16 protein-coding genes and 1 pseudogene are annotated in these 23,782 nt (G+C 64.0%); 3 read left to right on the forward strand and 14 right to left on the reverse strand.

Annotated features, from left to right (window positions below; translation table 11 throughout):
- Positions 1 to 141: 141 nt before the first annotated feature.
- Positions 142 to 723 (forward strand): dienelactone hydrolase family protein, encoded by a 582-nt coding sequence (locus HWX07_RS20460; RefSeq protein ID WP_279612777.1) that lies wholly within the window; start codon positions 142 to 144, stop codon positions 721 to 723.
- A gap of 182 nt (positions 724 to 905) precedes the next feature.
- Here HWX07_RS20460 and HWX07_RS20465 read toward each other — a convergent pair whose 3' ends face one another.
- The gene (locus HWX07_RS20465; RefSeq protein WP_175877473.1) at positions 906 to 1,799 is read right to left on the reverse strand and encodes a LysR family transcriptional regulator; all 894 of its coding nucleotides are present in this window, start codon (positions 1,797 to 1,799) and stop codon (positions 906 to 908) included.
- A gap of 167 nt (positions 1,800 to 1,966) precedes the next feature.
- On the opposite strand from HWX07_RS20465, the gene HWX07_RS20470 reads away from it, so the two are divergent.
- The gene (locus HWX07_RS20470; protein WP_175877474.1) at positions 1,967 to 2,950 is read left to right on the forward strand and encodes an MBL fold metallo-hydrolase; all 984 of its coding nucleotides are present in this window, start codon (positions 1,967 to 1,969) and stop codon (positions 2,948 to 2,950) included.
- A 120-nt stretch (positions 2,951 to 3,070) separates the two neighbouring features.
- Here the strand turns inward: HWX07_RS20470 and HWX07_RS20475 are convergent, their stop codons facing one another.
- Positions 3,071 to 3,418 carry a helix-turn-helix transcriptional regulator gene (locus HWX07_RS20475; protein ID WP_347879190.1) on the reverse strand — a complete coding sequence of 116 codons (348 nt, stop codon included), beginning with the start codon at positions 3,416 to 3,418 and terminating at the stop codon, positions 3,071 to 3,073.
- A gap of 46 nt (positions 3,419 to 3,464) precedes the next feature.
- Here HWX07_RS20475 and HWX07_RS20480 point away from each other — a divergent pair, with 46 nt between their 5' ends.
- Positions 3,465 to 4,295 (forward strand): alpha/beta hydrolase, encoded by an 831-nt coding sequence (locus HWX07_RS20480; protein WP_175877475.1) that lies wholly within the window; start codon positions 3,465 to 3,467, stop codon positions 4,293 to 4,295.
- A 62-nt stretch (positions 4,296 to 4,357) separates the two neighbouring features.
- Here the strand turns inward: HWX07_RS20480 and HWX07_RS20485 are convergent.
- From HWX07_RS20485 to HWX07_RS20545, 12 genes and pseudogenes are all read right to left on the reverse strand, one after another.
- Positions 4,358 to 4,898, reverse strand: a pseudogene (locus HWX07_RS20485) (IS3 family transposase); the annotation flags it as partial.
- Positions 4,899 to 5,041: 143 nt separating this feature from the next.
- Complete coding sequence (locus tag HWX07_RS20490) at positions 5,042 to 7,762, reverse strand: TonB-dependent receptor (protein ID WP_175877476.1); 2,721 nt, start codon at positions 7,760 to 7,762, stop codon at positions 5,042 to 5,044.
- A gap of 855 nt (positions 7,763 to 8,617) precedes the next feature.
- Entirely contained in the window at positions 8,618 to 11,791 is a 3,174-nt protein-coding gene (locus tag HWX07_RS20500; RefSeq protein ID WP_175877795.1) for a multidrug efflux RND transporter permease subunit, read from the reverse strand.
- A 112-nt stretch (positions 11,792 to 11,903) separates the two neighbouring features.
- Positions 11,904 to 13,538 (reverse strand): dipeptide ABC transporter ATP-binding protein, encoded by a 1,635-nt coding sequence (locus HWX07_RS20505; protein WP_175877478.1) that lies wholly within the window; start codon positions 13,536 to 13,538, stop codon positions 11,904 to 11,906.
- On the reverse strand, positions 13,538 to 14,641 hold the full coding sequence (locus HWX07_RS20510; RefSeq protein ID WP_011694290.1) for an ABC transporter permease: 1,104 nt from the start codon (positions 14,639 to 14,641) through the stop codon (positions 13,538 to 13,540). The genes HWX07_RS20505 and HWX07_RS20510 overlap by 1 nt, the downstream gene beginning before the upstream one ends.
- Positions 14,595 to 15,647 carry an ABC transporter permease subunit gene (locus tag HWX07_RS20515; protein ID WP_175877479.1) on the reverse strand — a complete coding sequence of 351 codons (1,053 nt, stop codon included), beginning with the start codon at positions 15,645 to 15,647 and terminating at the stop codon, positions 14,595 to 14,597. Before HWX07_RS20515 ends, HWX07_RS20510 begins: the two co-directional genes overlap by 47 nt.
- Positions 15,648 to 15,659: 12 nt before the next feature.
- Positions 15,660 to 17,522: an extracellular solute-binding protein gene (locus HWX07_RS20520; protein ID WP_175877480.1), complete on the reverse strand. Its 1,863-nt coding sequence runs from the start codon at positions 17,520 to 17,522 to the stop codon at positions 15,660 to 15,662.
- A gap of 190 nt (positions 17,523 to 17,712) precedes the next feature.
- On the reverse strand, positions 17,713 to 20,502 hold the full coding sequence (locus tag HWX07_RS20525) for a TonB-dependent receptor (RefSeq protein WP_175877481.1): 2,790 nt from the start codon (positions 20,500 to 20,502) through the stop codon (positions 17,713 to 17,715).
- A 250-nt stretch (positions 20,503 to 20,752) separates the two neighbouring features.
- Positions 20,753 to 21,328, reverse strand: a complete 576-nt coding sequence (locus HWX07_RS20530) for a cupin domain-containing protein (RefSeq protein WP_175877482.1) — start codon at positions 21,326 to 21,328, stop codon at positions 20,753 to 20,755.
- 282 nt (positions 21,329 to 21,610) lie between these two features.
- Positions 21,611 to 22,801, reverse strand: a complete 1,191-nt coding sequence (locus HWX07_RS20535) for a tetratricopeptide repeat protein (protein WP_175877483.1) — start codon at positions 22,799 to 22,801, stop codon at positions 21,611 to 21,613.
- Positions 22,802 to 22,817: 16 nt separating this feature from the next.
- On the reverse strand, positions 22,818 to 23,249 hold the full coding sequence (locus tag HWX07_RS20540) for a biopolymer transporter ExbD (protein WP_175877484.1): 432 nt from the start codon (positions 23,247 to 23,249) through the stop codon (positions 22,818 to 22,820).
- 100 nt (positions 23,250 to 23,349) lie between these two features.
- On the reverse strand, positions 23,350 to 23,772 hold the full coding sequence (locus tag HWX07_RS20545) for a biopolymer transporter ExbD (protein ID WP_011549764.1): 423 nt from the start codon (positions 23,770 to 23,772) through the stop codon (positions 23,350 to 23,352).
- Positions 23,773 to 23,782 lie beyond the last annotated feature (10 nt).

The following is a 23,782-nucleotide window of genomic DNA, read 5'->3' on the forward strand; positions in this document are numbered from 1 at the left end:
AGCATGCGCCGAAACCCTCGAACTACGACATTTCAACTTTGCCCAGATACGACATTACAACTTTGCTCTTACATCTAAAATGTCGATAATGTTGATTATGTCAAATAAACGTCGCACCCGCCGGGCGGCCAACGAAGTCACCTGCTTTCGCATGATTCCCGCGTCGATCCGGACAAGATCATGCTGATGGGCTTTTCGAGAGGTGGACAGGCAATGCTCTACGCCGCCATGACGCGACTCAATCGCCTTTGGAATACGTCTGGTGTTCGCTTTCGCGCCTATCTGTCTTTCTATCCCGACTGCATGACCCGTTATCGCGACGACACCGACGTCAACGGGCCAATCCGCGAATTCCATGGGGCAGACGACGATTACGACCCTGCGCCGGCCTGTGCCGCATACTTCGAACGGCTGCAACAGGCCGGCAGAGACGCCACCATGACGGTGTTTCCGCACGCCTCGCATGCGTGCGACATGCCGTACGCGATGCCCACTGTCGTCGTAAAGGGCGCGCAAACGGTTCGAGCGTGCCGTATCGTCGAAAACGAAAGCGGCGAACTGATGAACGAGGCCACCGGCGCGCCCTTTTCCTTTCACGACGATTGCGTTCAGACCGACCCTCACGTTGGTGGCAATGCGCAGGCGCGCGATGCGGCAATCGCCGACGTGATGGCGTATCTCACGACAGTCCTGGGTAGCGGCAACGACGCACCGGGCGACTAGCCCATCGTCACTCCAATCAGGTCCGCCGCGGCGTCAGTCGCGACTACCCGGCATGCATGCGGAGTTCATCAGGACTTCTTAAGTTCAGCCAGTTTGACTACGGTCTGTCGGGCAAACGAACTTGGCATTTGGGCAAACACTGAATTCGCAACACGCGGAAGACCGCCGGTCACGGAAGCATGTCAGCGCTGAATGCGCAGTCGGTCAACCAGCAAGCGGAACGCTGCAGAATTGTTCTTTCTGGTTGGGTAATAGAGATGGTAGCCGGAAAAGGGTGAACACCAATCCTCCAGAAGACGGACGAGACGACCATCGCGAATCATCGGTGCAGCATGGTCTTCGACAAGGCAGGCAACACCCTGCCCGTCCACCGCAGCCGCCAGGATCATGTCCGGGTCATCGAAAGTTAAAGGTCCTTCAACGCGCACTTTCATTTCCTGTCGGCCTTTTTTGAATTGCCAAGCATAAAGCGCCCCTGAGCCGGGCAGGCGAAAATTGATGCAGGCGTGCTGGGCTAACTGATGGGGATGGGTAGGTATGCCGCGTTGGGCAACGTAGCCGGGCGTGGCCACGATCGCCAGACGGAGAGCGGGTCCGATTTTTACGGCGACCATGTTTGGCGCCACAAGCTCCCCTAGTCTGATACCGGCGTCGAATCGATCGTCCGCGAGGTCGCGGAAAGCTGCGTCAATGTTCACCTCGACATGTATGTCCGGGTAGTCTCTGACGAACTCCTGCAGCACAGGCCATAACACGCTAACTGCGGCATGCCGCGGAGTAGTGATGCGGAGAGTGCCCCGGGGGCTTTCCCGTAGAGAGCCAACAGTACCAAGTGTCAGGTCAATGGCTTCGAAAGCAGGCTTCAGTCCCTGCAAGAAGGTTTCGCCTGCCGGAGTCAACGCGACGCTCCGTGTCGTGCGCGTCAGAAGACGAACACCGAGCCGCGTTTCAAGCCGCCGCAAAGTGTGGCTTAGGGCGGATTGCGACGTCAGCAGGCGAGCTGCGGCGCGCGTGAAACTCCTTTCCTCTGCAACAGCGACGAAGGCATTCAGGTCGATTAGGTCATCTCGGTTCATCCGTTTCCCGCCCCGGTTTCATGATTTACCAATATAACTGTTTTACTTATTTATATCTGTAATTCAATGGTGTAAACCCGCAAAATGATGGTGTTCAAGACGTAACAGATGACGAGCGATATTCCCCGCACATCGTCTGGTCTCCAACCACCACGGACGTAACAGCCATGACAAATCATTCGCGTCGAACTTTCCTCGCAGGAACCGCAGCAGCCGCAGTCGCGACGCTGGCGCCGGGGAAATACGCAACGGCTCGCGAGGCTTCATCGCCGGCCATGACCGCACCCATACCCGGAGTGTTCCGGCGGACTGTCGGGAAGATCGAGATGCTTTCCGTCTCCGATGGCGCCAACAGCTTTCCCCGTCGAGAAAACTTCGTTTCGAATGTTCCGCCAGCGGACGTCGTCCGCGCACTGCAGGCGGCTCGTTTGCCGACAGACACCATTACGCTAACGTTCACCCCTGTCGTCCTCAAAACTGACAGGCGCGTGGTCGTCATTGATACCGGACTCGGGGAAGCGGCCTTCAGACAGAGCAACGGCGTCGGCGGGCAGTTCCATACCAACCTTGAAGCGGCCGGCTACGATGCGGCCGCCGTCGACCGGGTATTGATCACGCATTTCCATGCCGATCACATTGGTGGACTGGTGACGGCAGATGGCCGCGCGGCATTTCCGAATTCGGAAATCTGGGTACCGGCAGCCGAATACGCGTTTTGGCTGAACAACGCGAACATGGCTCGAGCGGAATCGGAAGCCACAATGGCAAATTTCCAGCGCGCACGCCGCATTTTCGGGATTCTCGGCGACTCCGTCAGAACATTCGAACCGGACACAGAGGTTGCACCGGGCGTCACGTCCATGGCCACACACGGTCACACGCCGGGGCATACGTCGTTCGTCGTCGAATCTGGCGCCGATAAGGTGGTCATTCAAGGCGACGTGACCACACATCCAGCGCTATTCATCCGCCATCCGGACTGGCACGGAGCCACGGACATGGATGCTGAGATGGCACAACAAGCACGAATCAAACTGTATGACCGGGCCGTAGCGGAAGGAATGCTCATTCAAGGATTCCACTTTCCATTTCCGGCTTTGGGCCACTTGGCGCGAGAACAGGACGGCTATCGATTGATTCCTATTGGCTAAGGAGCGCGCGCGACGCAGCGGTCGCCGACGTGATGGCTTACTTGAGGACAGCGATGCGCAACGTCAGCGAGGTTCCAATCGAATAGCGCCGCCATCGTTGCAGACACGACAGCCACGGCGTCAAGCGTCGCTGGTCTCGAGTGCGTGGGGACTGGGTAGACGCCTGACGTTCCGCCCATCTGACCAGCGCCTGTAGTCGGCTGGCGTCATGCCGGTGCGTTGGCTGAAGGCACGCCGAAACGACGTTTCCTCACCGTAGCCGCATTGCAGTGCTACCTGTTTAATGCTTGCTCCAGGCCGCTCGAGCAACACGCAAGCCATTTCGATCCGCACGCGGGTAATGAAACTCCAGAACAGGTCGGCAAGGCCGCTAATGGCGGAGAGCAGGCTGCCTTCGACTGCAACGATTCCTATGCGCACGGCGCGCTTGCATGAATGTTGGCGGGTTTGCCACCTGCAACGGTTCACTGAAGTCAGATAGATTTGACACGTCCCCTCAACGATTCGCTTTCACATGAAATTCCCATTCCTTCACAACTGTCCGGCCTCGCTCTTTCAGAGATGCGCGCGCCGTCGGTCCGCATGGTTCAGCCGGCTGGTTGCTGCCGTAGCCTTCACGGCGACGCTGACGACGGCTCATGCGGCAGCGACTGCGGCGCCGGCTGTGCGCAATATTGTCCTCGTGCATGGCGCCTTTGCGGACGGATCAAGTTGGAGCCCCGTGATCGTCAGGCTACAGCGCATGGGTTACCGCGTCACTGCTGTGCAAAACCCTCTCACCTCGCTCGCAGACGACGTTGCCGCCACCGAAAGCGTCCTGCATCGGCAAACCGGCGACGTACTGCTGGTGGGCCACTCCTGGGCCGGCGCGGTCGTCACGCAGGCCGGCAACGCTGCCAATGTGAAAGGCCTGGTCTATCTTTCCGCGCTGGTACCGGACGACGGCGAGTCCGTCGCCGACCTGCTGCAACGCCTCCACGCGCCGATGACCGGCCTCGCACCGGACGCCCACGGGCTGATCTGGCTCGACGATGCGCGAGCGTTCCAGCACGTCATGGCGGCGGACATTCCGCTCGAACAGGCTCGCGTCCTGGCATCGGTTCAACAGTCTGTCGCGGCGGCCTGCTTCACCGGGAAGATCCAGCACGCGGCCTGGCGCGACAAGCCTGTCTGGTATCTGCGAACCACCAACGACAATGCGCTGAAGCCCGCCGTGCAGCAAGCCATTGCGCAGCACATTGGGGCAACGGTCACGTCGATTCGCTCCAGCCACATGTCGATGCTATCTCACCCGGACGAGGTCGCGAGGCTGATCGATCTGGCCGCCCGGAAGGTATCCCAATGAATTCCAGCGCGTTTCGACGCCCTTCACTCCTCCCCTGACAGGCAGGCTTCATCGAATATCCTTCATCTCGATTCGAGCATGCTCGGCAACAGTTCCATCACGCGAGAGCTGTCCGCGGCCGTGGCAGCTGTTCTCCGGGCGCGTCGATGAATCAGTTCCGTCTTGTAAAGACCGTTGATCGTTTCAGCCAGCGCGTTATCGTAGCTGTCACCACGGCTACCGACGGACGGCTCGATACCCGCCTCGGCCAAACGTTCGCTGTACCGAATGCTGACGTATTGGGCTCCCCTATCGGAGTGGTGTATCAAAGTCCCATCGTCGCCCGGTTGGCGCGCGTACAGCGCCTGTTCAAGCGCATCCAGAACGAAGTCCGTGCTCATCGCGAACTGACGCGCCAACCGACGATGCGACGGGCAAACACGTCGATCACGAACGCCACGTACAGCCAACCCTGCCACGTCGAGACATAGGTGAAGTCGGACACCCAAAGCCGATTCGGCCGCTCAGCCTTGAACTGCCGATTGACCCGGTCCACCGGCGCGGGGCACTCGTATCCGGATTCGTCGTGCGAACTCGCTTGCCGCGAACTGCGCCTCGCAAGCCCTGCATGTCCTCGCGTTCAAACCTTGCACCTCTGCACTTGACCTTGACCTTGAGTGAGGCCAGCTGCCGGTCCAGCTCATTCTTCGTCGTCCCGGCGCGGGCCGCGCGCCGGGACCGGTTGCCGCCTGGCGGCTTCCCCCCTGTCAGAACCGGTACGTCGCCCCGACCTGGAAGAAACGACCAAGGTTCGTGTAGAGCGACTGGTCATAGCCAGTAATGTCGGGCACGGCTTGCCACTCGACGTCGAACGGCGGCTTCTTGTCGAAGAGGTTCGTGACGCCGCCGTAAATCGTCCAATGCTTGAAGCCGCGATAGTTGAACATGAGGTTGAACTGGCTGTACGACGCCACCGATCCCGTACCGCCGTCGCCGAATTCCGCGGCCACGGCGTTCGTATATGGCCCCGTGTATTGCCAGGTCAGCGTGGTGGTCAGTTGCCGGTAGTCCCAGCTCACGCTCGTATTGCCCTTCCAGCGCGGGTTGCTCGCGCCGAACGGTTGCAGCAGCGCAAGGTTGTTGCCGGCGAAGTCCTGCGGTGCGGTTCCGGGGCTGTGCAGCTTGAAGTGCCACACATAAGTCCAGTCGCCTGCGAGCGTGAACGTGCCGTACTTGGTGCGCAGCGCTTTGCGGAAATTGAGATCGAAGCCATCGGTGTCGAGCGCACCGAGGTTCACGAAATGCTGAACGAGGTAACGCACCGACCCGTCGGCGTTGCGCACGACGCGGGAGGGATCGTTGGCGACGAGCACCGCGTTCGGATCATCGGTGCCGATGACTCCGTCGATGCGGACCTTGTAGAACGCCGCACCGATATCGGTCATCGCATCGGGTGAAAGCTGGAAGCCGATGTTGTAGTTCTTCGTGTGCTCGGGCTGCAGATTCGGATTGCCCGCGACTTGCTCCGTCGTGAAGTGCTTGGTCGGCACACCGCTCGGATCGTTCGGATCGACGAGGTTCTGGTGAGAGAGATAGACGGCCTGCGAGTTTTCGACGAGGGTCGGCGCGCGGAAGCCGCGGCTATACGATGCATACGTCGTCAGCATTTGCACCGGCTGGAAACGCAGTGCAAAACTCGGCGAAAACGCCCCACCGAAGTCGCTGTAGTGATCGTAGCGGCCCGCCTGCGTGAACGTCAGGTTGCGCAGGATCGGAATGTCGACCTGGTAGAACGCGGCGGCGACGTTGCGCGAACCCTCCACCGTCTGCACGTTCGCGGGGGCGGATACGCCCTGCGACGCGAGCGTCTGCGGGTTGATCGTCGACGATTCGTGACGGAACTCGGTGCCCAGGCCCAGGCCGACCGGGCCCCCGGGCAGCGTGAAGAGATTCGACGTCGAGGCCTTGGCTGTCACGCTGTCGACCTTCGAGATGGCCTGCTGATCGTCGTCCGTGAAAACGCCGTTCAGGCCGTTTGGCGTGGCGGCCGGGTTCGAGAAGTTGTAGGTGCCGTTCGCGAGCATGTTCTCGAGGCCCGCGACGTTGATCCGGTTGCGATACGTCGTATCGACGGTGCTCTGCGAGTGGCCATAATCGGCCGACCAGTCCCACGCGCCGAATCTGCCCGTGTCGAACGAACCTTTGACGCCCGTGTTCGCCATCCAGAACGTCGATACCGTGTCCGCCCCCACGACGTTGCCCGGGAAGGTCAGGTTGATCGCCGTCGGCACGCCGAACGGGTTATAGGGGTTGCTCACCGGCACGGTGCGCGGCAGCGGCGAAACGGACCCGGTCGAAGGGTTGTAGACGTTCGTCGTGCTCGAGATCGAGGCCGGCCCCTGCAACTGGACGGTTTCATCGCGGCTCACCCAGAAGCCCGCATAGGCCTGCGTGTTGTCGTCGATCTTGAAGGTGGCGCGCACCTTCGCGTTCAGGCGCGTCGTGGACGGAACGAGCGACGTCGACGCGGCCGGGTTGTACGTGCAATTGGTCGCGCTCGTCTTGCTGCCCGGCGGGCACGGCGAAAGCGGCACCCTGGAGCCGTCCGCCAGCGACCAGTACGATTGCTGGTTCGGCCCGAGCGGCGCTGCCAGCCCGCCGGGATATTGCGTGAAGTCTTGCGCCGACGTCATGTCGCGATCGCCGAGCGTCGAGCCGGAATCGCGGTAATAGCTGGCGGCCGCGGTGACGTTGAAGCGATCCGAATTCAGGTCGCCGAAGCCGGCCAGTACGCTGAAGTTGCCCTGCCCGTCACCCGGATGCTGCGCCTTGCCGAGTTGGCCGTCGATCTGCAAGCCCTGAAAGTTCTTCTTCGTAATGATGTTGACGACGCCCGCGATCGCGTCCGAGCCGTAGACGGATACCGCGCCGGTCTTGACGATCTCGACACGCTCCACCATGTTCAACGGGATCGCGTTGACATCGAAGAACGTGTCGGTGAAGTTCACCGACTGCGCATAGTTCGCGACGCGCTGGCCATCGACGAGCACGAGCGTGTATTTCTCGCTGAGCCCGCGCAACGCCATACCGGCGCCGCCGGGGGCCGAGCTGTTCATCGTCGTCTGGCCCCAGCTGCTTGCGGAATTGGCCGAGGTCGAACGCAGGAAATCGGCGACCGTCGTGTATCCGCTTTGCTGGATTTCCTTCGCGGTGATGACCTGCACTTCGGTGTGACCGACCTTGTCTGATGTACGGATCAGCGAGCCCGTCACTTCGAACTTGTCGAGCTTTTTCACGGTCTGCCCGCCCGCGGCGGTGCCCGATGCCGGCGCGGGCGCGGCGGCGGCCGTGCTGCCGGTTTGCTCGGCGGCGACGCTGCTGTCGACAGGCGTTGTCTGCGCGTAAGCGGAGGTACCCAAAGCCGCCGTCAACGCGACTTCAGCCCATACGATGCTGCGTATTGCCGATCCCAAAGCCGTTGGTTTCATAACACCCCTCTGTCGTCGCAAGGCCTTACCTTTTTGTATGCACGGAGATTCGCCGGCCTTTAAATAGCGTTGCCCCGCGTTCCTGATTCGTCATCTGGCGATCACAACCATTCCGTCCGCCCGTTAATTTCTTTCAAATTTATTTCTTCCGCATCGAATTGGAATGAACTTGAAATAAAAGAAGCGGCATTCCTATAGAGTTAGGAAACCTAATTACATTGATCGATCCTTCCGTGCATCGAACGGCCGCATACAAGATGCCCCCTGGGACATTCGCGCCATGGCGCATCTTCAATTAGCGCGTATGCGTTGCCAGTAAAGGCAGGCGCTCGTTGAATGGATGCTTTACGTCTTCACTTTGAAAGCCTTAATGAACGGGATCTTCATTACCGTTCACTACCAAAGTTTTACGTTGGACGCGAACATAGCAGGACAGAATCGATGCGTCAAAAAATATTTGATGCTACATAACTTTGTTTAGGTGCAATAGATGCACTCGGTTGGTGCCGAATAGAAATCGATATGGTTCATCAGCCGCTACTGTTGTCTTGTCTACCTTGTCCGGCTTCTTTTTCACCCTCTCGCGCATGCGCCGCAATGGAGCACGCGGCCGCCACTCGTCGCTCTGAAATTTTTTGTTTAGCGGAGACGGGGTAACCTCAAGAACGGGATTTCCGTTCACAGAAATCCTGAGCATGTAAGCAGTCCGAACATGTGATCGACGAATCCGGCCGTGTCGGTATAGTGTTCCTCGTTTATCAAATCGGACTCCTGATAGAGTGACCCTTCGAACACGTGCTTGGCGTCGCGCACCCGTCATCCCGTTATCGCACCGCCGACACCCCGTCGCGACCATCAATCGATCTCCAGATTTTCAGCCGTTTCCACGCGCTGCGCGTCGCGCTTCGTCACCGGCGCGTGCCGCCCGCGCCGGCCTATGGACACCACCACCCGAAACGCCACCGGCGCGAACACGAGCCCGAACATCGTCGCGGCGAGCACGCCCCCGAACGCGCCCGTGCCGATCGACCGCCGGCTTTCCGCACCCGCGCCCGTCGCCAGCACGAGCGGCACGACGCCCAGCAGGAACGCCATCGACGTCATCATGATCGGCCGGAATCGCGCGGCGGCCGCGTCGATCACCGCCTGCCGCAGCGACACGCCGCTCCCGGCCAGATCGCGCGCGTACTGCACGATCAGGATCGCATTCTTCGCCGCCAGCCCGACCACCGTGATCATCCCGACCTTGAAATACACGTCGTTCGGCATCCCTCGCGCGAGCGCCGCCGCGATCGCGCCGATCATGCCGAGCGGCACGATCGTCAGCACGGACAACGGGACCGTCCAGCTTTCGTACAGCGCGGCAAGCGCCATGAAAACCGCGAGCACGGACAGCCCGACGAGCAGCGGCGTTTGCCGCGCGGCAACCTGCTCCTCGCGCGCCGCATCGACCCAGTCGAAGCCGATCCCGACCGGCAGTGCGCCGGCGAGCCGCTCCATCTCCGCCATCGCCGCGCCCGAACTCGTGCCGGTCGCCGCGCGGCCGCTGATGTCGAGCGACGGATAGCCGTTGTAGCGATTCAGCATCACCGGGCCCACCGTCCAGTGCGGCGCGGCGATGGCCGACAACGGAACCATGTCGCCGGTGCGGTTCGGCACCGTCAGCGCCATCAGTTGCGCATCGGTCGCGCGCGCGGCCGGGTCGGCCTCGATGATCACCCGCCGCATCCGTCCCGATGCCGGAAAATCGTTGATGTAGTTCGAGCCGAACGTGCCGCCCAGAAGGCCTGCGATTCGCTCGAACGGCACGCCGAGCGCATACGCCTTCGCACGATCGACATCGAGTTCGATGCGCGGCGCGTCCGGCAGGTCTTCGAAATGGACGGCGGCGAGCAACGGATCCGCTTTTGCTCGTCCGGACAACTGCTCGCGAGCCGCCTTCAACGCGTCGAGCCCGACGCCGCCGCGATCCTCGAGCCGGAACGTGAATCCGTCGGAATGCCCGATGCCGCGCACCGACGGCGGCAGCGACGCCTCGACGTCGCCGTCGAGGATCGTTCCGAAACGCCCGTTGAGCCGGTCGCGCAACGCCATCGCGTCGACGTCGCGCCGAGCCCAGTCCTTCAGCTCCACGAACGCCATTCCGACGTTCTGCCCGCTGCCCGCGAAACTCCAGCCGATCACGCTCGTCACGTTCGCGATCGCCGGCTCCGCGCGCAGGATCGCCTCGACACGCTCGACGACCGTGAGCGTGCGCGCCTGCGTGGCGCCCGCCGGCAACTGGATCATCACCTGCAGCTGCCCCTGGTCCTCGGTCGGCAGGAAGCCGCCCGGCATCATCCAGTACAGCAGCCCGCATGCGATCACGAGCGCCGCGTAGACCGCCACGACCATGCCGGTGCGGCGCACGGCGAACACGGCGATACGGCGATAACCGGATTCGACGCGCGCGAAGGCCGCACCGAAGCCGTCGGCCAGATGCGTGCCGATGCCACGTCGCCGCGCGTGGCCGATTCCGCCGTCGTGTCGCGCGACCGGCTTCAGCAGGTTCGCGCACAGCGCGGGCGTGAGCGACAGCGCCATGAACGACGACACGAGCATCGATGCGATCATCGCCACCGCGAACTGCCGGTAGATGCCGCCGACGGCCCCCGGAAAAAACGCCATCGGCACGAATACGGCGGTCAGCACCGCGGTCACCCCGACGATCGCACCGCCGATCCGCTTCATTGCGCGGCGCGTGGCGTCGCGCGGCGACACGCCCTCCTCCATCACCCGGTGCACGCTCTCGACGACGACGATCGCATCGTCGACAAGGATGCCGATCGCCAGCACGAGACCGAACATCGTGAACACGTTGATCGACAGTCCGAACGCCCACATCGCGACGAATGCGCCCATCAGCGTGACGGGAATCACGACGGTCGGCACCAGCGTGTAACGCAGATCGCGCAGGAACAGCCACATCACGCAAAACACCAGTACGACCGCCTCGACGAGCGTCAGCACGACCTCCCGGATCGCGATCGTCACGAAATGAGCGCCATCGAACGGAATCTCCATCGCCACGCCCGGCGGCAATACCCTCGACAGCTCGGCAAGCCGCGCACGGATCGCGTCCGACGTTTCGAGCGCGTTGCCGCGCGGGCCGAGCTGGATGCCGACGGTTGCCGCCGGCCGGCCGTTCAGCCGCGAATAGAACGAGTAGTCGTCGCGGCCGATTTCGACACGCGCGACGTCGGCGACGCGCACCACCGAACCGTCCTGCTTCGACTTCAGCACGATCCGGCCGAACTCCTCCGGCGACGTCAGCTGGCCCTTGACGACGATCGTCGCGGTGAGCTGCTGGCCGCGCTCGAACGGCGCATCGCCGATCGCGCCGGCCGTCACCGTCGCGTTCTGCACGCCGATCGCCGCGATCACGTCGTCGGCGCCGAGGTCGTATTCACGCAATTTGTTCGGATCGAGCCAGACCCGCAGCGCCTCGCCGGCGTCCCACAGCTCGGCCGCGCCGACGCCCGGCGCACGCTTCAGTTCGCGCAGCACGTAGCGGTTCAGGTAATCGCCGAGTTGCGCGGAATCGCGCGTGCCGTCGGTCGACGTCAGCGTGACGAGCATCAGGAACGTGTTCGCTGCCTTGAATACGCCGATCCCCTGCTGGACGACCTGCTGCGGCAACCGTGGCTCGACCTGCTTCAGCCGGTTGTTCACGTCAACGAGCGCGATGTCCGGATCGGTTCCGGGCGAAAACGTGACGTCGATCTCGAGATTGCCGTGACCGTCGCTGCTCGTCGCGTAATACAGAAGCCCGTCGGCGCCGTCGAGGCTTTCCTCGATGATGCTGCCGACGTCGCCGTCGACCGTCTCGGTCGACGCGCCCGGATACGCGGCCGTGATCACGACCCGCGGCGGCGCAAGCCGCGGATATTGCGCGATCGGAAGCTGCGGAATGGCGAGCACGCCCGCGACGACGATTGCGAGCGCAACGATCCACGCAAAAACGGGACGCTCGATGAAGAACGATGGCATCGGCATGCGTCAGCGAACCGCCGGCGTTTGCGCGCGGGACCGCGGAACGGCATCACCGTCGTCGCCGCCGCACGGCGTGTGGGCGGCCTGGACGTAGTTCGCCCGGTTCACGTCAATCATCGGTTCTCTCTTGCGTGCCGCGCACCGGAGCCAGCATCGACGACGCGAGCAGCGCGCGTGTATACGGATGAGACGGCGCATGCAGCACGTCGAGCGTATCGCCCTCCTCGACCACCCGCCCCGCCTTCATCACCACGACCCGGTGGGCCATTGCACGCATCACCGCGAGATCGTGCGTGATGAACAGGTAGCTCAGCTTGTACTTCTTTTGCAGATTCGTCAGCAGATTCAGCACCTGCTTCTGGATCGACACGTCGAGCGCGCTCGTCGGCTCGTCCAGCACCAGCAGCTCCGGCTCCACCGCCAGCGCGCGTGCGATCGCAATGCGCTGGCGCTGGCCACCGGAAAATTCGTGCGGATAGCGAAGCATTGCCTCGGCCGGCAGGCCGACCTCCTGCAGCAGCGCGGCGACCCGCGCGCGCCGCGCCGCGCCGGCAACCTGCGGCCGGTGCACGGCGAGCCCCTCGCCGACGATCTGCTCGACCGTCATCCGCGGCGACAGCGAGCCGAACGGATCCTGGAACACGACCTGCATCCTGCCGTACAGCGCGCGCCTGCCGCCCGTCGTCCGCAGCGCGTCCAGCGGCATGCCGTCGATTTCGATCGAGCCCGCGGCCGGCCGCTGCAGGCCGAGCACCGTCGCCGCCAGCGTCGATTTCCCCGAGCCCGATTCGCCGACGATTCCCAGCGTTTCGCCGCGCCTCAGGTTCAACTTCACATCGTGCACCGCTCGGAACGTCGTCTTGCCGAGCACCGCGCGCCAGCCCTTCGCCGCGACGCGGTAATCGACGGCGAGGTCCTGCACGTCGAGAATCGTCTGCGCGCCGGCCGCGACCGGCTCGACGTCCCGCTGCGGGGCACTGTCGAGCAGCCGGCGCGTATAGGCGTGCTGCGGCGCGGAAAACAGCGCGTCGGTCGCGTTCGTCTCCACGAGCACGCCCTGCTCCATCACGGCCACGCGCTGCGCGAAGCGCCGCACGAGATTCAGGTCGTGCGTGATCAGCAGCACGGCCATCCCGCGCGCGGCCGCCTCCTGCTCCTGCAATTCGATCAGCAGATCGACGATCTGCTGGCGCACCGTCACGTCGAGCGCCGTCGTCGGCTCGTCGGCCAGCAACAGCCGCGGCCGGCATGCCAGCGCCATCGCGATCATCGCGCGCTGCCGCTGCCCGCCCGACAACTGATGCGGAAAGCTGTCGATGCGCCGTTCCGGCTCCGGAATCCCGGTGCGCCGCAGCAGCGCGATCCCCCGCTCGCGCGCATCGCCCGGCCGCAGCCCCTCGTGCAGCCGCAGGCTCTCGGCGATCTGCTTGCCGATCGTATACAGCGGATTCAGCGCCGTCATCGGTTCCTGGAACACCATCGCGATGTCGGCGCCGCGAATCCCGCGCATCTGCCGTTCGGTCTTCGCGAGCAGGTCCTCGCCGTCGAACAGCATCCGTCCCGACAGCGTCGCCTGCTGCGCGAGGCGCAGTATCGACAGTGCCGTCACGCTCTTGCCCGACCCCGATTCGCCGACGAGCGCCACGCGCTCGCCGCGGCCGACCGACAGGCTCAGGTCCTGCACGGCCGCCTTCGCGCCGAAGCGCGCCGAAAACCCGTCGATCTGAAGCAACGCGTTCGCCATCATCGCTCCCCGCCGAATGCCGAGCCGCGCGAGCGCGTGTCGAGCGCGTTGCGCAGCGCGTCGCCCATGAAGGTCAGCAGCAGCAGCGTGATGACGAGCGCAGCGAACGCGGAGATCGAGATCCACCACGCGTCGAGGTAGTTCTTGCCTTCCTGCAGCAGTTCGCCGAGGCTCGGCGTCGGCGGCTGCACGCCGAGGCCGAGGAAGTCGAGGCTCGTCAGCGACAGGATCGCCGCGCTCATCCGGAACGGCAGGAACGTGATCACCGGCGTCAGGCTGTTCGGCAGCACGTGCCGCCACATGATCTGCCAGTTCGACAGCCCCATCGTGCGCGCGGCCTTCACGTAGTCGAGCGCGCGGTTGCGCAGGAACTCCGCGCGCACGTAATCAGACAGCACGAGCCAGCCGAACATCGACAGCAAGATGAACAGCAGCCACAGCGACGGCGTGAAGATCGACGCGAAAATGATCAGCAGGTACAGGTCGGGCAGCGCGCTCCAGATCTCGATCAGGCGCTGCCCGATCAGGTCGGTGCGGCCGCCGTAGAAGCCCTGCAGCGCGCCGGTCAGCACGCCGACCAGCACCCCCGACACGGTCAGCGCGAACGCCATCAGCACCGACAGCCGGAACCCGTACAGCAGTCGCGCGAGCACGTCCCGCCCGAACTGGTCGGTGCCTAGCCAGTTGCTCGCCGACGGCGGCGCCGGATACGGCCGCGATGCGAAATAGTCGATCGTGTCGTAGCGGTAACGATTCGGCGGATAGATCGCGAAATTGCCGCCTGTCTCGAGCTTCGCGCGAATGTACGGGTCGAGATAGTTGGTCTTCGCCGGAAAGTCGCCGCCGAACTCGGTCTCCGGATAGTCCTTCACGATCGGAAAGTAATAGTGCCCGTCGTAGCGCACGAGCAGCGGCCGATCGTTCGACAGGCCGTCGGCACACAGGCTGAGCACGAACAGCGTCGCGAAGATCGCGAGGCTTGCATAGCCGAGCGGCTGCGCACGAAAGCGCTGCCACGTGCGCCGCCACGGCGACGGCGACGGCGCGCACGCCGGATCAGTGGTCCAGGCGGCTGAACTGGATACGGGGGTCGACGAGGACATAGCAGATATCCGCGATAAGCTTGGTCAGCAGACCGATCAGGGTGAACAGGAACAGCGAGCCGAGCACGACCGGATAGTCGCGGCGGATCACCGAGTCGTACGACAGTTGCCCCATCCCGTCGAGCGAGAACAGCGTCTCGATCAGCAGGTTGCCGTTCAGGAATGCACCGACGAACGCGGCCGGCAACCCGGTGAGCAGCGGGATCGCCGCATTGCGCAGCACGTGCTTCCACAGCACGTCGCGCTCCGGCGCCCCTTTCGCGCGCGCGGTCAGCACGTATTGCCGGCCGATTTCGTCGAGGAACGTGTTCTTCGTCAGGATCGTGACGATCGCGAAATTGCCGATCACCGACGCGGTGACCGGCATCACCATGTGCCACAGATAGTCGAGCGTCTTGCCGATCAGCGTCAGGTCGTCGAAGTTGTCCGACGTGAGCCCGCGCATTGGGAACACCTGCCAGAACGTGCCGCCGCCGAACAGCATCAGCAGCAGCACGCCGAGCACGAAGCCCGGCACGGCGTAGCCGGCCAACACCAGCACGCTCGTCACGGTGTCGAACCGCGAACCGTTGCGCACCGCCTTCGCGATGCCGAGCGGCACCGACACGAGATACGTGAGGATCACCGTCCAAAGCCCGAGCGTGATCGACACCGGCAGCTTCGAGCGGATTACCGCCCACACGCTGCGGTGCGCGAAGTAGGACTGGCCGAGGTCGAACGTCGCATAGCTTTTCAGCATCAGCACGTAGCGTTCGAGCGGCGGCTTGTCGAAGCCGAACTGCTTGCGGATCTGCTCGATCTGCTGCGGATCGACGCCCTGGCTGCCGTGGTAGCCGCCCCCGCCTCCACCCGCCTCTCCGCCGCGCGTGCTGCCGTGGCGCAACTGCGCGAGCACCTGCTCGACCGGGCCGCCCGGTACGAACTGCGTGACCGCGAACGTGATCGTCACGACGCCGATCAGCGTCGGGATCATCAGCAGCAGGCGCCTGAGTATGTATGCCAGCATGGTTGTTCTCCGTCAGGCCGCCGGAGCGGGTTGGACCGCTGGCCGCTTCACGTACCAGTAGTCGATGATCCAGTCCTCGTACTGATAGGAAGCCGGCACGACCGGCGGATGGCCGAGCGTCGTCTTGTACGCGATCCGCGCGTTCGGCATGTAGTACTGCGGAACCAGCACGTACAGGTTGATCAGCACGCGGTCGAGGGCGTGCGTGGCCGTCTCGAGATCGTCGAGCGTATTGGCCGCGAGCGCCGCGCGGATCAGCGCATCGACGGCTTTCGACTTCACGCCCGGATAGTTCTCCGAGCCGGGCTGCGAGGCAGCCGCGCTGCCGAAACGGCGCGTCAGCTCCGCGCCGGGGATCGTCACGGGCGAGTAGATATACGTCGTCATGTCGTACTCGAAATTGTCGAGCCGCTTCTGGTAGAGCGCGCTGTCGATCTCGTGCAGGTACGCGTGGATGCCGAGCGTCGCGAGCGCTTGCGTGTACGGCAGGATCAGGCGATCCATGCCGGGCTGGTCGTCGATGATCTCGATCGTCATCGGCGTGCCGTTCGCGTCGCGCAGCGCGCCGTCCTGGTAATGCCAGCCGGCCTGCGCGAGCAGGTCGCGCGCTTGCCGGAGGTTCGCGCGCAGCGAGCCAGGCGGCAGCGTCGACGGCTGCTTGACCATCGGGCCGAACACCTCCGGCGGCAGCGTCGACCGGTACGGTTCGAGCAGCGCGAGTTCCTTCGCGCTCGGCATGCCGGACGCGGCGAACGGGCTCGCTTCCCAGAAGCTGTTGGTGCGGCGGTACTGCCCGTAGAACATCATCCGGCTCATCCAGTCGAAGTCGAACGCCAGCGCGAGCGCATGCCGCACGCGCACGTCCTGGAACATCGGCTTGCGCAAGTTCATCAGGAAGCCCTGCATCTGCGCGGGGCCGTCCGGGAATTCGCCCTTCTTCAGCAGTCCGTTGCGAAAATTCTTGCCGACGTACTTGCGCGCCCACTGCGTCGAGCTGTATTCCATCCGCGCGTCGACATCGCCGGCCTTGAACGCCTCGAGCGCCGTGTACTGGTCGAGGTACAGCTTGAACGACACGCGCGCGAAACGGAACATCCCGCGCCGCGACGGCAGATTCGCGGCCCAGTAGTGCGGGTTGCGCACGTACGCGATCTGCTTGTCGTTCCTGCGCTGCTCGATCAGGTACGCGCCGCTCGCGATCGGCGGCTCGTTCGCGATCTGGTCGAACGCCGGCCGCGTACCGTCCGCGCGCTGCCCCCACTTCGGCGAGAACACCGGCAGGTCGCCTGCGATCAGCGCGGCGTCGCGCTCCGCGTGCTTGAACTCGAAGCGGATCGTGTGGCTGTCGACGACCACCGCGCGCTTGATGATCGAGAATTGCGCGTTGTAGAGCGGCGATGCCTGCGGGCTCGTCAGCGTATCGAACGAATACTTGACGTCGGCCGCGGTGATTGCATCGCCGTTCGAGAAGCGCGCGGCCGGATTGATGTGGAACGTCGCGGACAGTCGATCCGGCGCGACCTCGACGTCGTCGGCGATCAGCGCGTATTCGGACGCGAGCTCGTCCCAGCTGCGCTGCATCAGCGTGTCGAACATCAGGTTCTTGATGTCCGGCGCGGGCGAGCCGCGGGTCAGAAACGGGTTCAACGAGTCGTAACTCTGTGCTTCGTCGTAGTTTTCGAAGTTGAGCGTGCCGGTATCCGGCGCCTGCGGGTCCGCATAATCGAAATGCGTGAAGCCCGGCGGGTATTTCGGCTGGTCATATTGCGCGATGGCCGGCACCGCGCGCGCGGCTTGCGGCATGACCGCGGCGTATGCGATCAGCACCACGCATGCGAACAGTGCGTGTGTCCGTCGCCATTTCAACAGTCTCATGTTCAATCAACCCGGTAGCGTGCCGGCCCGATGCCCGCGCGCGATCAATGCCTGCCGATTCATACGTCGTCGATGCCGGTCGAACCCGGCAGTACCGTCATCGCGCCTGGTTAAAAAAAGGCCGCTCCGAATTAGGGGTAGTGGACGTGGAGCGGCCTGTCCAAGCAGTTCGGTCTTGCGCGTGTCGGCGTCAGAATTTGTACGTCGCGCCAACCTGCGCGAAGCGGCCGATATACGAATACACCGACGTGTCGTACCCGCTCTGGCTCAGCGTGCCGTTCGCGAAGATCGGATCGTACGGCGGCGTGCGGTTGAAGATGTTGTCGATGCCACCGTAGATCGTCCAGTTCTTGAAGCCCGTGTACGTCAACATCAGGTTGAACTGGCTGTATGAACCGACCTTCGGCGGCTCCGCGAGCAGGTTCTGCGCGTACGGACCCGTGAACTGCCACGTCAGCGCTGCATCGAACTTGCGATAGTTCCAGTCCAGCGTCGTGTTGCCGCGCCAGCGCGGGAAGCTGCCGCCGAAAGGCTGCGTGATCGTGAAGTTGTTGCCCGCGCCGTTGATCGGCGCGCTGCCCGGGAAGCCGATCTTGTAGCTGTTGACGTACGCCCAGTCGCCCGACAGCGTGAGCATGCCCCAGCCCTTGAGCGGCAGACCCTGGCGGAACGTGCCTTCGAAGCCGTTCGTGTCGAGGTAGCCGAGGTTCTGGTACGGAATCACCTTGTACAGCAGCTGGCCGGTCGTCGGATCGGTCACGACCTGCGACGGCTTGCCCTGGCCGATCACGTTGTCGATGCGGATCTTGTACCAGTCGAAGCCGATATCCGTGTAGCGGGCCGGCGAAACCTGGAAGCCGATGTTGAAGTTGCGCGTGCGTTCCGGCGCGAGGTTCGGGTTGCCGACCGTGATCGACGTGTAGTTCTGGCCGGTGGCCGGGTCGACCTGAATGCCGAGCGTCTGCGACTTGCTGTCCTCGACGAAGGTCGGTGCACGGAAGCCGCGGTTGTACGACGTATACAGCGTGAGCGCCTTGATCGGCTGGTAGCGCAGCGCGAAGCGCGGCGAGAACGCACCACCCACGTCCGTGTAGTGGTCGTAGCGGCCTGCCTGGCTGAACGTCAGGTTCTCCAGGATCGGTACGTTGATCTGGTAATAGACGGCCGCGACGTTGCGCGCGCCGTTCACGGTCTGCAGATCGGGCGAGATCACCGCGCCGCTCAGGTACTCGGAGCCGGGCGTCAGCGTTTCGCTCTGGTGCGTGAACTGCGCGCCGAAGCCGATGCCGACGTCGCCGGTCGGCAGGTGGAACAGGTTCGGCGTCGACAGCGTCGCGTCGATCGTGTCGAGCTTCGAGATGCCGAGGTTGTTCGCTTCCTGGTACAGGCCGTTGAACGCGTTCGGCGTCGCGGCCGGATTCGCGAAATTCAGCGTGCCGTTCTGGTAGATGTTGTTCAGCGCGTTCACGTTCAGCTGGTTCGTGAACACGTTCGATACCGTGCTCTGCGAATGGCTGACCGACGTCGCCCAGTCCCAGTCGCCGTACGGCAGCGTGAACGAACCCTTGATGCCGGCCGCCGCGCGCCAGTAGTTCGCCCAGGTCTTCTGCGCGACCGTGTTCGGGAACGCGTAGGTCAACGGCGTCGCCGCGCCCGTGGTGTTGTACGGGTTGGTCACCGGCACGACCGTGTTGAACGGCGACAGCAGCTGTGTCTGCGGATTCCAGACGAGCGCCGGGTTCTGCGGGTTGCCGATCACGTTGTTCCACAGGCCGTCGTTGGTCGTGGTCGTGTTGTAGCTTTCCAGGAAGTCGGCGAACGCCGTCGTCGTGTCGTTGATCTTGAAGTCGCCATGCAGCTTCGCGTTCAGGCGTTCGGTCATCGGCAGGATCGACGTGCTTTCCGCCGTGTTGAACGCGCAGATCGTGCCCGGCAGGCCGGCCGACAGCGAGTTCGTCGCGGCCGGGCGGACCGCCCCGCCGAACGGGCAGCCGTTCAACGCCTGCGCACTGCCGTCGGGCATGTTCCAGTAGGACGGCCCGAGCAGCGAAAAGCCGCCCGGCTTGCCCGTGAAGTCCTGGTTGCGGGTCGAATCGCGATCGGCAAGCGTGAACCCGTTCGACTTGTAGTAGCTGAGCGCCGCCGTCACGTTGAAACGGTCGGCGTTCAGGTCGCCGAAGCCGCCGAGCACGCCGAACTTCGTCGTGCCGTCGCCGTTGCCGCCGTTGATCGCGCTGCCGATGCTGCCGTCGAGCTGCAGCCCGCGGAAATTGTGTTTCGTGATGATGTTGACGACGCCGCCGATCGCGTCCGACCCATATTGCGACACCGCGCCCGTCTTCACGATTTCGATGCGCTCGATGTCGTTGAGCGGCAGCGTGTTGAGGTCGAAGAACGAATCGACGCTGTTCGAGAAGAACGCGTACGGCGCCACGCGCTGGCCGTCGACCAGCACGAGCGTGTATTTCTCGGACAGGCCGCGCAGCGCGATGCCGGCCGCGCCGGCCGCGAAGTTGCCCGACTGCCCTTCGCCCCAGCTGTTCGCCGAGTTGGCCGTCGCATTGCGCAGGAAGTCGGTCACCGTCACCGCGCCGCTCGCCTGGATCTCCTTCGGCGTGATCGTCTGCACCTGCTGAAAGCCGGTCTTGTCGGATTGCCGGATCAGCGAGCCCGTCACCTCGAAACGCTTGATCTGCGCGACCTTGCCCTGCCCGTTCGCGGCCGGGGCGGCGGGTGCGGTGTCGCCCATCACGGCCGCGCCGGATGCTGCCGCGCCCGTTTCAGCAGGCGTGCTCGTGGTACCGCCCGCCTGCGCGACGATCGCGGCCGGAGGCGCGCCGGTCGCGACCGCATCCGCCACGGCAACGGCGCCAGGCGCCGGCTGGCTCTGTGCGAAGGCCGGCACCGCCAGCGTCGCGGTGAGTGCCAGTTCTGCCCAGACTATTCTTCTGATGGCCAACGCTAGCGCTCTCTGCTTCATCTTGTTTCCTCTCGCTCGTCAGTAAGACCCCACCCGCTGCGCATCCGAATCTTGTGAATTCCGTCGCGCGACCTGGGCACCCGTGTGCCGGAGCCCGTCATTTCCGCCCTGCCAACCACCGCGATCCGAACGGATCGACCGTGCAGCGCGAACACCGCATGGCCTCTCCGTATTATTTGATTTGCAATATTGATTACTTGCATTGAGTGCACAGCTTGCTTACCGTTTCCAATAATTCTGGTCCGACGGGCTAGAACAGCCGCGGCGTACCGACCCAGACGATCACCGCCTCTTCGTCGGCCGTGTTCTGCCACGCATGCGGCGTCGTCGACTCGTAGTGCGCGGTGTCGCCCGCGCCCAGCATGAACGTGCAATCCTCCAGCGTCAGCACGACCCTGCCGCGCATCACGTAGAGAAACTCCTCCCCGGCATGCGTCGTCACTTCCGACGGCAACTGCCCCGCCGGTATCCTGACGAGAATCGCGTCGAGCTTGCGTCCGTCCACGAGATTCGTCAGCCGCGCAAAGGAACTGGCCGAGTTGGCGAACTGGAAATACTGCAATGCGTCGCCGCGGCACACCGAGCGCGCCTCGGTTGGCGTGTCGATGAAGTACTGCATCGTCACGCCGAGCGCCTTCGCGATTCGGACCAGTGACGTGATCGACGGCGTCGCGCGCCCACGCTCGACTTGCGACAGGAACGGCTTCGAGATCCCTGCCGTCGTGGCCGCTTCGTCGAGCGTGAGTTTCAGGCGCTGCCGAAGCGCGCGGATTTTGTTGCCGAGCGAAACCGCGACGAGCACCGATTCATCGGGAGGCAAGACCATGGAAGAACGGACCCTCTCAATCGAAATCGGTTTGATGTCGGCAGCCTTTGCCCGATGCCATGAGGCTGCCGCCGCGGCGCGAGGCGCCACTGCCCTTCGCCGTCGCGTGCAGGCCGCATGCAGCGCGAAACGGGATTCCCGCGTCGCGGCCGCACGATTCATGCTCATTTCATTCGGTTTACTAATTAACAAGGCTGCTCCCTTATCCTCGTCCAGCCGGACTTCCCTGCCTTCAGTTCGCCGCGATTCCGGCGTCGAGCACCTGCTTCCCCCTGCGTTCCCTCAGCGCGACGCGACGACCGTCCAGAGCTTCGCCAGATCCCCTGATCCGTCCGCCCCCGTCACCGTGCGCAACACCTGGACCGCTTGCGCCTTCTGGCCCGCCACGTAGTACGCCTCGCCGAGCCGCAGCCGCGCCACATCGGGATGCTCGAGGCCGCCCTTCGCGATCACCTGCTCCATCATCGCCAGTCCCTGCGCCGCGTGGCCCGCGAATACCAGATTCATGCCGGCGTCGATCGGCGCCACCGGATCGGCAGCATCCGCGCCCGACTGCGCGCGCTTATCGGCCAGCGCCCGCAGCCGTTTCTCGCGGTCCGCCTGCGCGTCCTTGCCCAGCACGCCGGATGCGAATCCCTGGTCGATCACCTGTCTGCCTTCGGCCGGCGTGCCCGCCACCAGCGCGAGCTGCGTCATCTCCATATAGGCGTCGGCCGTCGTCAGCGAGCCCGTCGCCCTGCGCAACCGGTAGATGTCGAGGTCGAGCGACGACAGGTAACCGGGGCTGCCGCGAATCGCCGAGACCATTTCCTCCCAGTACGCGGGGCTCGGGTGATAAGCCACCAGCATGGCGAGCGCGCTGCGATAGGCGCCGGCATCCTTGCTCTTTTGCGCGCAGGTCGCCAGCATCTGCAACTGCCCTTCGTCCGGCGCGTGGCCGGTCTTCACCTGTGCGTCCGCGCTGGCCTTCAACTGGCTCACGACCTGGCTGCAATCGTTCGACAGGTAATACGACTGCGTAAGCAGCGTGCGCATTTCCGGGTCCGTACCGCCCGCCTTCAGGTAGCGCTGCGCGACGCGGATCGCCTGCGGATAGTTCTTCTGCTGGAAGTAGATCCCCGCGAGCGCCGCCGTCGTCCGCTGCTCGTCCTCGCCCGACAGGCGCCCCGAGCTCAGGACGGTTTCATAGGCCTGCGCGGCCACACCGGTATCGCCGGCCGCCATCGCCGCCGCGCCGCGCGTCGCTTCCACCATGTAGGTTTCATACGGCGTGCGGTTGGGCACGGCGGCCGCCTGCGCGATCTTGCCAAGGGCGTCGCGATACTTGTGCGCGCGATACAGTTCCTGCGCCGCCGCCAGCGGCTTCGCCACATCGGGCCGCAACGCGTCGGCCGCCCACGCCGGCCGGCCAAGCGCGCAGGCCGCACCGAGCGCCGTCAGCGCCATCATCCGTTTCCATCGCCGCTGGTTCATCGGTTGACCTGTCCCGTCATTGCATGAACTGCTCGTTTCCGATCAGGCCGATCTTCGTCGCGCCCACCCGCTGCGCGGACGCCAGTACGGCCGCCACGTCCTTGTACGGCGCCAGCTTGTTCGGCCGCAGATGGATCTCCGCCTGTACCGGCTCGTGCGCGACTTCCGTCAGCTTCGCCTCGAGTGCCGCGCGATTCGGCACCGCCGTGCCGTTCCACGTCGTCGTGCCGTCGAAGTCGATGTCGATCTGCACGACTTCCGGCGGTGCGGCGGGCGGCGGCGGATTGCCCACCGGCAGGTCCATCTTCACCGAATGCATCTGGATCGGGATCGTGATGATCAGCATGATCAGCAGCACCAGCATCACGTCGATCAGCGGCGTGGTGTTGATGTCGACCATCACGTCCGGCTCGCTGCCGCTCCCGCCCGAAGGCACGTTCATTCCCATCGTTTGCTCCTGTCGACCAGAGTTGGCGCTTTAGCGTTTGTTCTGGTCCCATGCTTCGCGGTCGATCCGAATCGGCGCGTGCGCCGTTCCCCATCCAACGCTAACCACCCCGCGCCGGCGGCTCCGTAATGAACGACACCTTCGCGATACCCGCGCGCTCGCACATCGTGATGACGCGGCCGATGAACTCGTAGCGCGTGTTCTGGTCGCCCCGCACGTGCACGCTCGGCTGCGGCTGCTGCTGCGACACCCCCTTCAGCTTCGCGAGCAACGTCGACGCATCCACCAGTTGCTCGCCCCAGAAGAAATCGCCGTCGCGGTTCACCGCGATCTCGACGCTCTTGGGCGTGGTCTGCAGCGGCTGCACGACCTCCTTCGGCAACTGCAGCTGGATCGTGTGCGTGACGACCGGAATCGTGATCAGGAAGATGATCAGCAACACCAGCATCACGTCGACGAGCGGCGTCGTGTTGATGTTCGCGATCACCTCGTCGCTTTCGTCCTGCCCGACGTTCATGCCCATCGCGCGCCTC

The organism is Burkholderia sp. BCC0097 (assembly GCF_902832985.1).
GTDB classification, from domain to species: Bacteria; Pseudomonadota; Gammaproteobacteria; order Burkholderiales; family Burkholderiaceae; genus Burkholderia; species Burkholderia orbicola.

Coding starts and splice junctions, on each gene's coding strand:
- HWX07_RS20465 (WP_175877473.1), bottom strand. CDS start 1,799: ATGAACCGAGATGACCTAATCGACCTGAATGCCTTCGTCGCTGTTGCA.
- HWX07_RS20470 (WP_175877474.1), top strand. CDS start 1,967: ATGACAAATCATTCGCGTCGAACTTTCCTCGCAGGAACCGCAGCAGCC.
- HWX07_RS20480 (WP_175877475.1), top strand. CDS start 3,465: ATGAAATTCCCATTCCTTCACAACTGTCCGGCCTCGCTCTTTCAGAGA.
- HWX07_RS20490 (WP_175877476.1), bottom strand. CDS start 7,762: ATGAAACCAACGGCTTTGGGATCGGCAATACGCAGCATCGTATGGGCT.
- HWX07_RS20500 (WP_175877795.1), bottom strand. CDS start 11,791: ATGCCATCGTTCTTCATCGAGCGTCCCGTTTTTGCGTGGATCGTTGCG.
- HWX07_RS20505 (WP_175877478.1), bottom strand. CDS start 13,538: ATGGCGAACGCGTTGCTTCAGATCGACGGGTTTTCGGCGCGCTTCGGC.
- HWX07_RS20510 (WP_011694290.1), bottom strand. CDS start 14,641: ATGTCCTCGTCGACCCCCGTATCCAGTTCAGCCGCCTGGACCACTGAT.
- HWX07_RS20515 (WP_175877479.1), bottom strand. CDS start 15,647: ATGCTGGCATACATACTCAGGCGCCTGCTGCTGATGATCCCGACGCTG.
- HWX07_RS20520 (WP_175877480.1), bottom strand. CDS start 17,522: ATGAGACTGTTGAAATGGCGACGGACACACGCACTGTTCGCATGCGTG.
- HWX07_RS20525 (WP_175877481.1), bottom strand. CDS start 20,502: ATGAAGCAGAGAGCGCTAGCGTTGGCCATCAGAAGAATAGTCTGGGCA.
- HWX07_RS20530 (WP_175877482.1), bottom strand. CDS start 21,328: ATGGTCTTGCCTCCCGATGAATCGGTGCTCGTCGCGGTTTCGCTCGGC.
- HWX07_RS20535 (WP_175877483.1), bottom strand. CDS start 22,801: ATGAACCAGCGGCGATGGAAACGGATGATGGCGCTGACGGCGCTCGGT.
- HWX07_RS20540 (WP_175877484.1), bottom strand. CDS start 23,249: ATGGGAATGAACGTGCCTTCGGGCGGGAGCGGCAGCGAGCCGGACGTG.
- HWX07_RS20545 (WP_011549764.1), bottom strand. CDS start 23,772: ATGGGCATGAACGTCGGGCAGGACGAAAGCGACGAGGTGATCGCGAAC.